Origin of the sequence: Thioclava sp. GXIMD4215, assembly GCF_045291555.1 — a bacterium.
In the GTDB taxonomy this organism is placed as follows: Bacteria; Pseudomonadota; Alphaproteobacteria; order Rhodobacterales; family Rhodobacteraceae; genus Thioclava; species Thioclava litoralis.
This window is the reverse complement of the sequence record NZ_CP149515.1, coordinates 1,988,785-2,001,574: the sequence shown is the minus strand read 5'-3', so window position 1 is coordinate 2,001,574 and position 12,790 is coordinate 1,988,785. Positions and strand designations below refer to the sequence as shown.

Annotated in this window: 14 protein-coding genes; 6 read left to right on the top strand and 8 right to left on the bottom strand. The window is 61.3% G+C overall.

Annotation, left to right across the window (positions count from 1 at the left end):
* The first annotated feature begins 2 nt into the window (after positions 1-2).
* The 3 genes from WDB86_RS09885 to WDB86_RS09875 all read left to right on the top strand — a co-directional run bounded on the left by WDB86_RS09885 (position 3) and on the right by WDB86_RS09875 (position 2,480).
* Positions 3-473 carry a hypothetical protein gene (locus WDB86_RS09885; RefSeq protein WP_406721522.1) on the top strand — a complete coding sequence of 157 codons (471 nt, stop codon included), beginning with the start codon at positions 3-5 and terminating at the stop codon, positions 471-473.
* An 88-nt stretch (positions 474-561) separates the two neighbouring features.
* On the top strand, positions 562-1,194 hold the full coding sequence (locus WDB86_RS09880) for a ribonuclease HII (RefSeq protein WP_406721523.1): 633 nt from the start codon (positions 562-564) through the stop codon (positions 1,192-1,194).
* Positions 1,195-1,364: 170 nt separating this feature from the next.
* Entirely contained in the window at positions 1,365-2,480 is a 1,116-nt protein-coding gene (locus WDB86_RS09875) for a site-specific DNA-methyltransferase (protein ID WP_406735812.1), read from the top strand.
* A gap of 138 nt (positions 2,481-2,618) precedes the next feature.
* Here the strand turns inward: WDB86_RS09875 and WDB86_RS09870 are convergent, their stop codons facing one another.
* From WDB86_RS09870 to WDB86_RS09860, 3 genes are read right to left on the bottom strand one after another with little or no spacing between them, the layout of a single operon-like run.
* A complete protein-coding gene (locus WDB86_RS09870; RefSeq protein WP_339108634.1) occupies positions 2,619-3,074 on the bottom strand; it encodes a MarR family winged helix-turn-helix transcriptional regulator in 456 nt (151 codons plus the stop codon).
* A gap of 12 nt (positions 3,075-3,086) precedes the next feature.
* A complete protein-coding gene (gene grxC / locus WDB86_RS09865) occupies positions 3,087-3,344 on the bottom strand; it encodes a glutaredoxin 3 (RefSeq protein WP_339108635.1) in 258 nt (85 codons plus the stop codon).
* Positions 3,345-3,380: 36 nt separating this feature from the next.
* Positions 3,381-4,163: a double zinc ribbon domain-containing protein gene (locus WDB86_RS09860; protein WP_406735811.1), complete on the bottom strand. Its 783-nt coding sequence runs from the start codon at positions 4,161-4,163 to the stop codon at positions 3,381-3,383.
* Here WDB86_RS09860 and WDB86_RS09855 point away from each other — a divergent pair.
* Complete coding sequence (locus tag WDB86_RS09855; RefSeq protein WP_339108637.1) at positions 4,162-4,995, top strand: methyltransferase domain-containing protein; 834 nt, start codon at positions 4,162-4,164, stop codon at positions 4,993-4,995. The two genes, WDB86_RS09860 and WDB86_RS09855, sit on opposite strands and share 2 nt — an antisense overlap.
* Here the strand turns inward: WDB86_RS09855 and WDB86_RS09850 are convergent.
* Together WDB86_RS09850 and otsB are read right to left on the bottom strand one after the other, a co-directional pair.
* Entirely contained in the window at positions 4,992-6,338 is a 1,347-nt protein-coding gene (locus WDB86_RS09850; protein WP_406735810.1) for a trehalose-6-phosphate synthase, read from the bottom strand. The genes WDB86_RS09855 and WDB86_RS09850 overlap by 4 nt on opposite strands.
* Position 6,339: 1 nt before the next feature.
* Entirely contained in the window at positions 6,340-7,071 is a 732-nt protein-coding gene (gene otsB, locus WDB86_RS09845; protein ID WP_406735809.1) for a trehalose-phosphatase, read from the bottom strand.
* 146 nt (positions 7,072-7,217) lie between these two features.
* Between otsB and hemH the strand changes: the two genes are divergently transcribed.
* A complete protein-coding gene (hemH, locus tag WDB86_RS09840) occupies positions 7,218-8,276 on the top strand; it encodes a ferrochelatase (RefSeq protein WP_406735808.1) in 1,059 nt (352 codons plus the stop codon).
* Between the two features lie 132 nt (positions 8,277-8,408).
* A complete protein-coding gene (locus WDB86_RS09835) occupies positions 8,409-8,918 on the top strand; it encodes a CAP domain-containing protein (protein WP_339108641.1) in 510 nt (169 codons plus the stop codon).
* Positions 8,919-9,022: 104 nt separating this feature from the next.
* Here WDB86_RS09835 and WDB86_RS09830 read toward each other — a convergent pair whose 3' ends face one another.
* From WDB86_RS09830 to WDB86_RS09820, 3 genes are all read right to left on the bottom strand, one after another.
* Positions 9,023-9,523 carry a L,D-transpeptidase family protein gene (locus WDB86_RS09830; RefSeq protein WP_339108642.1) on the bottom strand — a complete coding sequence of 167 codons (501 nt, stop codon included), beginning with the start codon at positions 9,521-9,523 and terminating at the stop codon, positions 9,023-9,025.
* Between the two features lie 79 nt (positions 9,524-9,602).
* Positions 9,603-10,835 carry a class I SAM-dependent RNA methyltransferase gene (locus WDB86_RS09825; RefSeq protein WP_406721526.1) on the bottom strand — a complete coding sequence of 411 codons (1,233 nt, stop codon included), beginning with the start codon at positions 10,833-10,835 and terminating at the stop codon, positions 9,603-9,605.
* Positions 10,836-10,899: 64 nt separating this feature from the next.
* The gene (locus WDB86_RS09820) at positions 10,900-12,735 is read right to left on the bottom strand and encodes an ABC transporter ATP-binding protein (RefSeq protein ID WP_406735807.1); all 1,836 of its coding nucleotides are present in this window, start codon (positions 12,733-12,735) and stop codon (positions 10,900-10,902) included.
* Positions 12,736-12,790 lie beyond the last annotated feature (55 nt).

The following is a 12,790-nucleotide window of genomic DNA, read 5'->3' as shown; positions in this document are numbered from 1 at the left end:
CCATGTCCCTCTCGACCCGCGTTATTGCCGCAACGACGGCCCTTGCGCTGAGCCTTGCCGCCGTTTCCCCCGCTGCCGCGATGGATTCCGACCAGAAGAAAGCGCTCGGTGTCCTGATCGGGATCGGCGCAGCCGCTGTGCTGATCGACAATATGAATGACAAGAGCAGCAAGCGAGACAGTCAGCCCAGACCGCCCGCCTATAGCTGGGATGACCGCGGCGATTCCCGTTGGAATGAAGGCCGTCATGACAGGCGGTATGATCGCGCGCCAAGCTATGCGCAATCTTGTGCCATGAAGGTGCGCACCAATCGCGGTCTGGCCGAGGTTGTCGATAGACGCTGCGCGGAACGCACGGCAGACCGCCGACTGCCCCAGAGCTGCCTGATCGACATCCATAGGGGCGGGCGCACGCAGACCGTTTACGGCCAGAACTGCCTTGCGGATCGCGGAGTCCGCATGCGCCGCCACTAGGCACGGCCTCCGCTGCGGCTTGTCGGGCGTGACAGATCGTCGGGCATTGCAGATTGTCGGGGACCGGTGGGATGTGCAAAAACAGCATATGAACACAAAAACTTCCCCCGATTATTCCTTCGAGGCCGCGGCGCATGCCCGCGGCTTTGTCTCTGTGGCCGGTGTCGACGAGGTCGGACGCGGGCCGCTTTGTGGCCCCGTAACGGCGGCGGCGGTCATTCTGGACCCCGCCCATATCCCCGAGGGGCTCAATGATTCCAAAAAACTCAGCGCCAAACGCCGCGCCGGGTTGGTCGAGGCGATCAAGGCACATGCTATATGGTGTGTGGCCCATGCCAGCGTCGAGGAAATCGACGCGCTCAATATCTACCACGCCTCGCATCTTGCGATGGTGCGCGCCGTGGAGGGGCTGTCGCAACAGGCCGACCACGCGCTTGTTGACGGGAATCGCGTGCCGAAGGATCTCCGGATCAGCGCGGAACCGATCGTCAAAGGTGACGGGCGCTCGGTGTCGATTGCGGCGGCCTCAATCCTTGCCAAAGAGGAACGCGATGCGCTGATGGTGTCGCTGGCGCAACAGTATCCACAGTATGGCTGGGAGCAGAACGCAGGTTACCCTACGGCGCAACATCTTGCCGCCCTTCAGGAATTTGGTGTGACCCCAGTACATCGGAAAAGCTTCAAGCCCGTCCACAATATCTTGTGCCAAGTCAAAATATAGCCCTCTGGTGCAATTAAAGAAATTGACGCTTCGGGCCGGTTCCGCCATGTTTATCCACACAAGATCGGCAAAAATGTCGACACGTATAGAGCAGTAAAATCAGTCAAATCAGACCGATGCAATTCGGCGGTAACCTGTCTTCCACGGGACAGGAAAGGCATGAGGCAAGTATGACAAAAGCGAAATCGCGGGCGGCGCAGGCCGATCTCCCGCTCAATCAGATCTTGGCAGGCGACTGCATCGCACAGATGAACGCCCTTCCGGAAAACAGCGTAGATCTGATTTTTGCAGACCCGCCTTACAATCTTCAGCTCAAGGGCGAGCTTCACCGCCCCGACAATTCCAAGGTCGATGCCGTCGATGACGCATGGGACCAGTTCGACAGTTTCGCCGCCTATGACGCGTTCACCCGCGACTGGCTGGCCGCCGCGCGCCGTATCCTCAAGCCCAACGGGGCGATCTGGGTGATCGGGTCGTATCACAACGTGTTCCGCATGGGTGCAGAGCTGCAGAACCAGGGCTTCTGGATTATGAATGATGTGGTCTGGCGCAAATCGAACCCGATGCCCAATTTCCGCGGCAAGCGCTTCACCAATGCGCATGAGACCCTGATCTGGGCCTCGAAATCCGAAAATGCCAAGCCGACCTTCAATTACGAGGCGCTCAAGGCGCTGAATGAAGGCGTGCAGATGCGCTCGGATTGGGTGATCCCGATCTGCACCGGCGGCGAGCGTCTGAAGGACGATATGGGCAATAAAGCCCATCCGACCCAGAAGCCCGAAGCCCTTCTGCACCGTGTGATCATCGCCACGACCAATCCGGGGGATGTGATCCTTGACCCGTTCTTCGGCACCGGCACCACGGGCGCTGTCGCCAAGATGCTGGGCCGCAACTATATCGGGATCGAGCGCGAGCAAGCCTACCGCGAGGCCGCGACCAAACGTCTGGCCCGTACCCGCAAGCTGGATGCCGAGGTGCTGGAAGTCACCACCTCGAAACGCGCCGAACCCCGTGTGCCTTTCGGCCAGCTGGTCGAGCGCGGCATGTTGCGTCCGGGCGAGGAACTGGTGAGCCAAGGCAACCGCTACACTGCCAAGGTCCGTGCCGATGGCACGCTGATCGGCAAGGATATCAAAGGCTCGATCCATCAGGTGGGCGCACAGCTTGAAGGCGCGCCTTCGTGCAATGGCTGGACCTATTGGCATTACAAGCGCGATGGCAAACTGGTGCCGATCGACGCGCTGCGCCAGCAGATCCGTGATGAGATGGGTGGCCGGATCAACTGATCCACGGCAAGCTACGGAATAAGACCCCTTGGCCTTCCGGCCTCGGGGCCATGACCGCCAGCGCCCATGTTTACTGCCACAGGGCGCTACCTTGCCCCGCCGACTGCCGGCGGGGTCTTTTTGACTCGATTGATGGTGTTATTTGCCGTTCTGCCCGACAGCTTCCAGCTTGGCGCGCAATTCGCGCATGACGGGCAGCGCCTGACGCACTTTTTCCGGCCCGATGTCGCGCACGATATCGGTGATCACCGGCATCAGCGCCGCGAAGGCGGCGTCGCGGGCGGATTTCCCTGCCGGGCTGATCGACACGAATTTGCGCCGCGCATCATCCCAGTCGGGACGGATATGCACATGCCCCGCCCAGACGAGTTTGGACAGGGTATTGGTCATCGCGCCGCGCGTCACATGGAAGGTCGCCGCAAGCTGGGCCGGTGTGCGCTCTTCCGACAGATAGGCCAGATGGTTGAGCACCGAGAAATGCGACAGCTCCATGCCCTTGGGCAGCACACGGCTGACGACGTTGCGCGCCAGCTGGTCGGCCATGAAGACCTCGGAAAACAGGGCTGCCGCAAGAGGGTCGAATTGCTCGCTCACTGGCCTGTGCCTTTAACCGGCCAGCATCGGGTCAAGCTGACCCTTGGCATCCAGCGCATGCAGGTCGTCGCAGCCACCCACATGGATATCGCCGATGAAAATCTGCGGCACGGACCGTTTGCCACCCGCGCGATTGGTCATCGCCAGACGCAGGTCGGGATCGGCACCGACATCGGTTTCTTCATAAGCCACGCCTTTCTTGTCCAGAAGCCGCTTGGCGGCGATGCAATAGGGGCAGGTCCGGGTGGTGTAAATCTCGACGCGTTTCATATCGGTTCCTTTCGGGTCAGGGCGATTTACCGCGATCTAGGGATCTTTTGCAACGCGGGCAAGGCACAGGACATAGATCTTGGGTGCATCTAAAGGTCGTACCGCATCATAGGCGGCGCGTAATGTGGCACCCGAGGTCATCACGTCATCAATCAAAACGATCTTGCGGCCTTTCGCCCGATCTGCCCGTTTCGGATGCAGGGCAAAGACGCCCGCCACATTCTCGGCGCGCTGTTTGCGGTCCAGTCCCTCTTGCGGCGGGGTCATCCTGATGCGCCGGAGCAGATCGACACAGAGTTCGCCGCCTGTCTCGCGGGCGAGAGCCTGCGCCAGAAGTGCGGCCTGATTGTATTTGCGCCTGATCAGCCGGAAGCGATGCAGCGGAACGGGCACCAGAAGACAGGTCTCGTCCAGAATATCCCGCCCCGCCTCGGCCATCCAGCGCCCGAAAGGGCGGGCAAGTTCGGTGCGGTCGCCATGTTTGAAGCCCAGGATCATGGCGCGGGCGGTCCCGTCATAGCGCAGGGCGGCGCGCGCTTTGTCCCAAGGAGGCGGAGTGCGCAGGCAGGCGTCGCACTGTTCGATGCGGTCCGACTGGCCGGGGAGAGGGGCACCACAGGTCTCGCAGGACAGCCCGCGAATGAACCCCGTTCGGGGCCAGCAGTCAGGGCACAGCACGCCTTCCTCGGAGACCGGTGCCTGACAGGCGATGCATAGCGGCGGGTAGATCAGACGCAGGGCCGCCCGTGCCTGACGGCGCAGCCCTGCAATCGCCTCTGGTCTTCGGGGCGCTCCGGAATTACTCTTCGGCCTTATCATGACGACACCTCCGCTTCTGACCGACCGCCCCGCCCTTGACCGCCAACGCCTGCGTGCGCGGGCGCGCGGGCTTGATGCGTTTTTGCAAGAAGAGGCGGTGGCCGATCTTCAGGAAAGGCTGATCGAGGTTAATAGAACCTTTACATCGCCCGCTCTGATTGCGGCTTTCCCCGAAATCTGGACCCCTGTGCTGCCGGATGCCAAGATCGTGCCCGATGCCGAGGTGCTTGACCTTGAAGAGGGGGCGCATGATCTGGTGGTGCACGCGTTTGCGCTGCATTGGGCCAATGATCCGGTGGGGCAGATCGTACAGGCGATGCGGGCGCTCAAACCTGACGGGCTGTTCATCGGCATCCTGTTCGGTGGCCAGACCCTGCATGAATTGCGCGCGGCACTGGCCGAAGCCGAAGCCGCGGTGACAGGTGGCCTCAGCCCGCGTGTCGTTCCGATGGGAGAGGTGCGCGATCTGGGGGCGCTCCTGCAGCGTGTCGGGCTGGCCCTGCCGGTGGCCGATAGTGTCACCCGCGACGTGGCCTATACCAATCCGATGCGGCTGTTTGCAGACCTGCGCGCGATGGGTGAAACCAATGCATTGGCCGGTCGCAGGCGGCACTTCACCCGCCGCGCGGTCCTGATGCGGGCGCTGGACATCTATCTTGCGCATTATGCCGATGCGGAAGGGCGTATCCATGCGACCTTCGAGACGATCTGGCTGACGGGGTGGACGCCGCATGAAAGCCAGCAGCAGCCGCTACGTCCGGGATCGGCCCGCAGGCGGCTGGCCGATGCGCTCGGGACGTTCGAACTGCCGACCGGCGAGAAACCCGTCTAACCCAGCGCGGTCAGAAACCCTTTCGACCACCAGCTGACATCTTTGGTCAGAAGCACATCCATCAGGGCTTCGTGGCGGCGCCGGCGATCCTGCAGCGGCATGGCCAGTGCGGTCATGATGGCGGTGGCCATCTGCTCGATATCATGCGGATTGACGATCAGCGCATCGTCCATCTGCTCGGCCGCACCGGCAAATTGCGACAGGATCAGAACGCCCGGATCCTCGGGGTTCTGGGCTGCGACGAATTCCTTGGCCACAAGGTTCATCCCGTCCATCAGCGGCGTGACCAGCGCGATCTGCGCCGCCCGATACAGCCCCGCCAGTGTTTCCCGTGGAACAGGACGGTTGATGAACCGGATCGGCGCCCACTGGATATCCGCGAACTGGCCGTTGACCTGCCCCGAGAGATGCTCGGTCTCTTCACGGATATTGTCATAGGCCTCCACCCCTTCGCGGGTGGGCGGGCTGATCTGGATCAGCGAGACATGGCGGTGCCATTCCTCATGGCGCGACAGGAACTCGCCAAAAGCCTTGAACCGTTGCGGCACGCCCTTGGTATAATCAAGCCGGTCGACCCCGATGATCAGCTGCCGGTCCGGCTTGATTACCCCTGCGGGCAAGCGGTCGATCTGCTCTTCGGCCAGATGGCGGAATTCCTGCGCATCGATAGCAATCGGGAAGGCGGCAACACGGCATTGCCGCTCGCCAAGCTGTACGAAGCCGCCCGCAAGCTCCTGCGCGCCCGCGATCTCGGTCAGGCAGGCAATGGCGGCGCGGGCATCGCGTTCGGATTGCATGCCGACCACCTCGTAATTGGCCAGCCATTCGCAGACATCTTCGGCATTTGGCAGGGCATGCAGCGTGATCGGATTGGGAAAGGGCGTATGCAGGAAAAAGCCCATCCGGTTCTTCGCCCCCAACTGGCGCAGATACAGCGCCAGCGGGATCAGGTGATAATCATGCACCCAGATCCGGTCCTCGGGTTCGATCACCTCGATCAGCATCTTGGCAAAGCGGCGGTTCACTTCCTTATAACTGTCGAGATATTCGGCATGGATCTCCAGCAGGTCTGTCCGTCCGTGAAACAGCGGCCAGAGCACCTGATTGGAAAAGCCGAAATAATAATTCTTCTGTTCGGCCTCGGTCAGGTCGAAGGCCATGCGGCGGAAGGGACCGTCGGTGATTTCATGCAAGGTGTTCTCGGGGGTGTCCACGATCTCCCCCGATGTGCCGATCCAGATCCCCCCTGTTTCCTTGATCGTGTCATGCAGTGCAACAACCAGACCGCCCGAGGGATTGGGACCGGAAGGGATGCGGTTCGAGATACAGATCAGCCGTCCCATCCTAGCGCGCCCCTCCCGCCCGTAGCCATTCCAGAACGGCGGCAGGGTCGGGCAGGCGCTGGCTTGCACAGCTTGCACCCTCACCGACCTTGATGCCGAAGCCGCCGTGGGTCTCGGCCCAGTCCAGCGCGGGTTCGTCGGTGGTGTCATCGCCGATATAAACCGGTCGACGGCCAAGAAAGGCGGGAAGGTCCGACAGAAGCTGAAGCGCGCCATCTTTGGAAAACCCTGCCGGACGCAGCTCATAGGCCATTTTCGCGGGCTGGACCTCGAAACGCGGATTGGTGATCGCCAGCCTGTCGATGAAGGCCCGCACTTCCGGCCCTGCATCGGGACGGTTGCGGAAATGGATCGCGGCCCCCATCGATTTGTGCTCGTAAAGCAGCCCGCGCGACGCGGCATAATCACGCATTTCGGTCTGGGCGGCCTCCAGCCCTTCGGGCAGGGCCTCCAGCGGGGGCGTCGTGCCGCGCGCTTCCGACCCGTGCGAGCCGACCATGACGCCGTCAAAGCCTCGCAGGAAGCCTTCTAGCTCGTTGAGAGAACGGCCCGATACGATTGCAAGCGCCCCTCCCGTCGCCTCTTCCAGACGGCACAGCAAAAGCCCCAGATCCGCCGGAAGCACCACGGCATCCGGTGTGGGGGCTATATCGACCAATGTTCCATCGAAATCGAGAAAAAGAGCTGTGTCAGAGCAATCGAGCGGTGGCACTTTGGTGCGATATTCCATCATGTCCATACCTGAGACTAATTCCAAAATGCGGCGCATGTCAAAGCTGGCGGACCGCGTAGCCGCGGGTCATGAGAACTTTGGGCTTTGACACAGTTCCCGAACGCGTTATCTCCGGAAATGTTCCGAAACCGCGATAGGATCTTTCCATGCCGAAGCCAGCCAATCCGCGCTTGAGCCATGCGTCTGCCGACCACCCTGCGGTGCCTACGGCCAAGATCGGTGTCCTTGTGGCCAATCTGGGCACTCCGGATGGAACGGATTACTGGTCGATGCGCCGGTATCTGGGCGAATTTCTCTCGGACAAGCGCGTCATCGATATTCCGAACTGGAAATGGCAACCGCTTTTGCAGCTGATTATCCTGTCCAAGCGCCCCTTCACCTCGGGGGCGAATTACAAGACGATCTGGAATAACGAGGCCAATGAAAGCCCGTTAATGACGATCACCAAACAGCAGGTGGCCAAGCTGAAGCAATCGATGGCGGCGCTTTATGGCGACCGCGTCGAGGTGGATTTCTGTATGCGCTACGGCAATCCTTCGACCCGATCCGTGGTGGACCGGATGGTGAAGAACGGCTGCGAGAAGATCCTGTTCTTCCCGCTGTATCCGCATTACGCGGGGGCGACCTCGGCCACGGCCAATGATGCGTTTTTCAAGGCGCTGATGACCCAGAAACGGCAGCCTGCCGCGCGCGTCGTTCCGGAATATTTCGACCGCCCGAACTATATAGAGGCTCTGTCCCAATCGGTGCTGAACGCCTATCCAGACGGGGCACAGCCCGATGTGCTGGTCTGCTCCTATCATGGCATGCCCAAGCGGTATCTGATGGAAGGCGACCCCTATCACTGTCAGTGCCAGAAGACGACGCGCCTTCTGCGCGAGCGGCTGGGCTGGGACAAAGACCGCATCCACACCACCTTCCAGTCGGTTTTTGGCACCGAGGAATGGTTGCGCCCCTATACTGTCGAACATGTGGCCGAACTGGCCCGCGCGGGCAAAAAGCGTATCGCTGTCATTTCGCCCGCGTTTTCGGCCGATTGCATCGAGACCCTCGAAGAGATCAAGGGCGAGATCTGCGAGGCTTTCGAACATGCGGGTGGCGAAAGCTTTACCTATATCCCCTGTCTCAATGACGGTGATGCCCATATCGCGCTGCTGAGCGAGGTCATCGAGGAGAATTTGCAGGGCTGGATCCACCGCCTCTGAGCGGTCCGGCGGCGAAAACATGGCGTCAGTGTCGCAACCCGCAGGCATTTGATGTCCTCACGGAACTGTGGGTTTGAAGCAAAGCGCGGCTGCGTGTATCGCTGGCGGCCAGAGAATTCGACGGTGAACGGTATGAAAGCACTTCCTATCCTTGCGTTGCTGATGGCCCTCGGGGCCTGCGCGACCACTTCAAACGATGTGCAGCTGGCCCCCGATGGGAAGCCGATGCCGAAAGTCTATCGGATCACCAAAAAGGATGCCGAGGTGATCCCGAGCCGCGCGCTCGAGGCGGTCAACAGCCTGCGCGCCGCCCGTGGTACCGGCCCGATGCAGCTGAACACACAGCTGGCGATCGCTGCCACGGTGCATAGCAAGGACATGGCCAAGCAGAACCGGCCGTGGCATTGGGGCTCGGACGGGTCCTCGCCCCTGGATCGTGCAAAACGCGCGGGCTTCTATGGCGAAGTCGTGGGCGAGAATATCTCGGAGACCTATGAAACCGAGACCGAAACCCTTTCGGCTTGGATGAGCGATCCGGAGACCCGCGATGTGATCCTCAATCCGGCGGCCACCGAGATGGGCTTTGCCTGGTATCAGGAGCCGTCGGGCAAGATCTGGTGGACCATGCTGACCGGGCGCTGATGCGCCCGCCCTACACCCGCTATGCCTTGTAACATGGCTTGTCCGACATAGAAAAAGGCCCCGCAAGAGGGCCTTTTTTGATGCCTGTCGCGACGCGGGGCCGCTTAGGGGTAGATAAAGATCGGGGTGCCGGTCAGCACCATCGAATAGATTTCCTCGATCTGTTTATCATTCACGGCAATACAGCCTGCGGTCCAGTCCTTGCCGCGGCCCTTATTGGCCCCTGCCTGCCCGTGAATGAAGATATCTCCGCCCGGTTTGCGGCCCTGACTTTCAGCGAAGGAGATCTGCTGCGGGTTCGGATAGGACACGCGCAGAGACAGGTGATAGGCGGAATTGGGATTGCGCCAGTCGATGTAATAGACCCCTTCGGGGGTTTTGCCGTCGCCTTCGAACTGCTTGGGACCAACCGGTTGGCCGCCCAGAGCAATGTCATAGGTTTTGACGATCTGGTCGCCCGAGAACAGATACATCTTGCGGTCTTTCTTGAAGACCTGAATCTGTGTCACCGGCGCGCCTTCGTAATTCTTGAACTTCGAACTGTCGCCACATGCCGACAGAAGGGCCATTGCGCCAAGGCCCGAAAGAAGCGTTCTGCGTTGCATTTTTTGCCTGTTTGATAGGTCTGCTCGATAGGCCTTCTAGCCGTTTTCTGCCTTTAGATCGAGTCTGCTTTAGACGTGGTTAACAACGGGTAAACAGCGCAGCGATTTCAATATGGGCAGACCAACGGAACTGGTCGACAGCGATAAGTTTCTCCAGGACAAATCCTGCTTCCAGCAAGGTCTTGGCATCGCGAGAGAAAGTGATCGGGTTGCAGGACACATGCAAGACACGTGTGGCATCCGAGCGGCAGATTTCGGCAATCTGGGACTCCGCGCCGGCGCGCGGCGGGTCGATCACGATTACGTCAAAACGGTCGAGCTCGTCGGGAAGCAGCGGGCGGCGGAAGAGATCGCGGGCTTCATGGGTCACACGATGCAGGCCCTGTGCCTTGCGCCAGCCTTGGTCGAGAGCCTCCAGCATGGGGGCTTCGGCCTCGACCGCATGGACATCGGCATATTGGGCCAGAGGCAGGGTGAAAGTGCCCGACCCCGAGAACAGATCGACCACTTTTGCGGCCTTGCCGAGGTTTTGCAGAACGAAATCGGTCAGCGCCGTTTCGCCCTCTTTCGTGGCCTGCAGGAAAGCGCCTGCGGGCGGGGCAACCTGTGCCCGTCCCATCGCCTGCCATGCGGGACGGATCGCGGCGACCATCTCGCCATTCCATGAGATCCGCGCCAGCCCGTTCTTATGGGCGATCTCGGAGAGCGTGGTGAAGAGATCTGCCGAAATCTCCTTGCCGCCGGTGCAGGCGATCTCGACGCCAGCCTCCGAGAGGGTCAGCGTCATCGACAGCTCGCCCTTGCGGCTGGCTCCGGCGATGGTCAGGGCTTCGGCCGTGGGCAGATGGGCCAGCAGCTCGGGGCGCAGCAGGGTGCAGCCGGTGATTTCGGTGATCGTGCCGGAGGCGCGGCCATGAAAGCCCACCTGCGCGCCCTTTTTCGTGCGGCGCCCCGAAAGCGTGGCGCGGCGGCGTGAATTGGCGGGAGAGGTGAAGACCTGTTCGACCTTGGCGTCGATATCACGCGCGGCCAGTGCCGTTTCGATCACGCTGGCTTTCCAGTCGGCCACGAATGCATCCGAGGCATGTTGCAGGCTGCAGCCCCCGCAGGCGCGATAATGCGGGCAAGGAGGCCGGACTCGGCTGGCGGAAGGGTTGACGATCTTCGGTTGCGCGATCCGGCCAGCAACGACCTCGCCGGTGATGTCTTCCTGTGGGAGGGTGAGCGGCGCGTGGATCGTGCCCTCTTCGCTGCGGATGACGCCATCGGCCTGAATGGAGAGGCGGTCGACGCTATAGATGTGATCGGTCATGATGGCTATCCGGCTGGCTTTGCTTGAGGGCAGGCTTTAGCAGCCCTTGGCCGCAAGGCAAAGCCTATTGCGCCGCCTCCACATCTTCCGCGTTGTCCTCGGCACCGATAAAGCCGCCTGACTGCCGGTTCCAGTAGCGGGCATAGAGGCCGTTCTGCTCCAGCAGTTCATCATGCGTGCCGTCTTCCGCAATATGGCCTTTCTCCATGACCACGATCCTGTCCATTTCGGCGATGGTGGACAGGCGGTGGGCGATGGCCAGTACGGTCTTGTCGGCCATCACATTGGTCAGCGCGTCCTGCACCTGCGCCTCGACCTCGGAATCCAGCGCCGAGGTGGCCTCGTCCAGCACCAGAATAGGTGCGTTTTTCAGGAAGGCGCGGGCGAGGGCGATACGCTGGCGTTGGCCGCCCGAGAGTTTCACCCCGCGTTCGCCCAGCATCGCATCATATCCTTTATTGCCCTTATGGTCTTCGAGATCGAGAATGAAATCATGCGCTTCGGCCGCGCGGGCGGCGTCGATGATCTCCTGTTCGGTGGCATCGGGGCGACCATAGAGAATGTTCTCGCGGGCAGAGCGGTTGAACATGGCTGTTTCCTGCGTGACCATAGCGATCTGACGGCGCAGGCTTTCCTGCGTGATCGTGCGGATATCGGTATTATCCAACCGAACGGCCCCTTTTTCGGTATCATACAACCGAAGAAGCAGGGCAACGAGGGTGGATTTCCCTGCGCCTGACGCCCCCACGATACCGACGCGCTGGCCTGCGGGAATAGCGAGAGAAATATCCTGCAATCCACCCTCGCTGCGTCCGTAACTGAAACTGACATGGTCAAAACATACTGCGCCCTGCGCGCGCCCTATGTCCTGTGCATCAGGGTGGTCGGTCAGGCCGTGGGTCGCGGCCAGCGTGTTCATCCCGTCTTCCGCCTCACCGATCGAGCCATAGATCTGCATCAGCGACATCGACACCCACCCCGACATCTGCGCGATCCGCATGGCGATGGCCCCTGCGGCGGCCACATCCCCCGCACTGGCCGCGCCCTGACGCCAGAGCAGAACCGTACCGCCGACCAAAACCACCGGCAGCAGGCCCGAGAGCGCCATCTGGGCGGTCCGGTAGCCGGTAGAGACGCGTCCGAAGGCGATCGCGCGTTCGCGGAAGCTTTCCATCGCGCCCAAGGCCTCGCGGTCCTCGTGTTCGGTATTGGCAAAAAGCTTCACCGTCTTGATATTGGTGATCGTATCCACCACCTGCCCCGACACCGTGGCCCGTGCGGAGGCGCGCGCCTTCGACCGCCCGCGCACATGCGGCAGGAAGGTGCGGATCACCAGAACCATCGCGATCATCCATAGCAGCAGCGCCAGCGCCGCCCAACCGTCGATTGCGGCCAGCATGGCTGCCGAGCCGAGGATCGACGAGAGGGCGAACATGCCGGTCTCTATGCTGCCTTGTGCGACATCGGTCACCGCGCGGGCGGTCTGCATCTGCTTTTGGGCGATGCGACCGGCGAAATCGTTATCGAAGAAGGTCACCGACTGGCCCATCGTGTGGCGGTGCAGGCGTGACAAGACCTGAGGGAAGATATTTGGCTGTAATAATAGGTGGTTGGCGGCTGTTGACAGACCAAAGACCACAGGGCGGATCACCAGGTAGAAGAGCACGAAACCGCCAAGGATCAGCGCGTGGTCGGACCAGATATCGCCCTGCGTCGTCGAGATCAGACTGTCGATCACGCGCCCCAGAAGCCATGCCGAGACCACTTCCATCGCGCCTGCTGCGGCGGATAGCAGGGCCGATACCGTGATCAGCCCCCATGCGCCCCTCAGGCACCAGAAGAGAAAGCGCCCGAGTGTGGTTGGCGGGGCGGATCTGGCCTTGCGGAACGGGTTTATCATCAGCATGCTCCTTTTGCAGGTCAAGCTAGACCGTGCCGTGCGTCCGGCCAAGGGG

Coding starts and splice junctions, on each gene's coding strand:
- WDB86_RS09885 (WP_406721522.1), top strand. CDS start 3: ATGTCCCTCTCGACCCGCGTTATTGCCGCAACGACGGCCCTTGCGCTG.
- WDB86_RS09880 (WP_406721523.1), top strand. CDS start 562: ATGAACACAAAAACTTCCCCCGATTATTCCTTCGAGGCCGCGGCGCAT.
- WDB86_RS09875 (WP_406735812.1), top strand. CDS start 1,365: ATGACAAAAGCGAAATCGCGGGCGGCGCAGGCCGATCTCCCGCTCAAT.
- grxC (WP_339108635.1), bottom strand. CDS start 3,344: ATGAAACGCGTCGAGATTTACACCACCCGGACCTGCCCCTATTGCATC.
- WDB86_RS09855 (WP_339108637.1), top strand. CDS start 4,162: ATGACGACACCTCCGCTTCTGACCGACCGCCCCGCCCTTGACCGCCAA.
- WDB86_RS09860 (WP_406735811.1), bottom strand. CDS start 4,163: ATGATAAGGCCGAAGAGTAATTCCGGAGCGCCCCGAAGACCAGAGGCG.
- WDB86_RS09850 (WP_406735810.1), bottom strand. CDS start 6,338: ATGGGACGGCTGATCTGTATCTCGAACCGCATCCCTTCCGGTCCCAAT.
- otsB (WP_406735809.1), bottom strand. CDS start 7,071: ATGATGGAATATCGCACCAAAGTGCCACCGCTCGATTGCTCTGACACA.
- hemH (WP_406735808.1), top strand. CDS start 7,218: ATGCCGAAGCCAGCCAATCCGCGCTTGAGCCATGCGTCTGCCGACCAC.
- WDB86_RS09835 (WP_339108641.1), top strand. CDS start 8,409: ATGAAAGCACTTCCTATCCTTGCGTTGCTGATGGCCCTCGGGGCCTGC.
- WDB86_RS09830 (WP_339108642.1), bottom strand. CDS start 9,523: ATGCAACGCAGAACGCTTCTTTCGGGCCTTGGCGCAATGGCCCTTCTG.
- WDB86_RS09825 (WP_406721526.1), bottom strand. CDS start 10,835: ATGACCGATCACATCTATAGCGTCGACCGCCTCTCCATTCAGGCCGAT.
- WDB86_RS09820 (WP_406735807.1), bottom strand. CDS start 12,735: ATGATAAACCCGTTCCGCAAGGCCAGATCCGCCCCGCCAACCACACTC.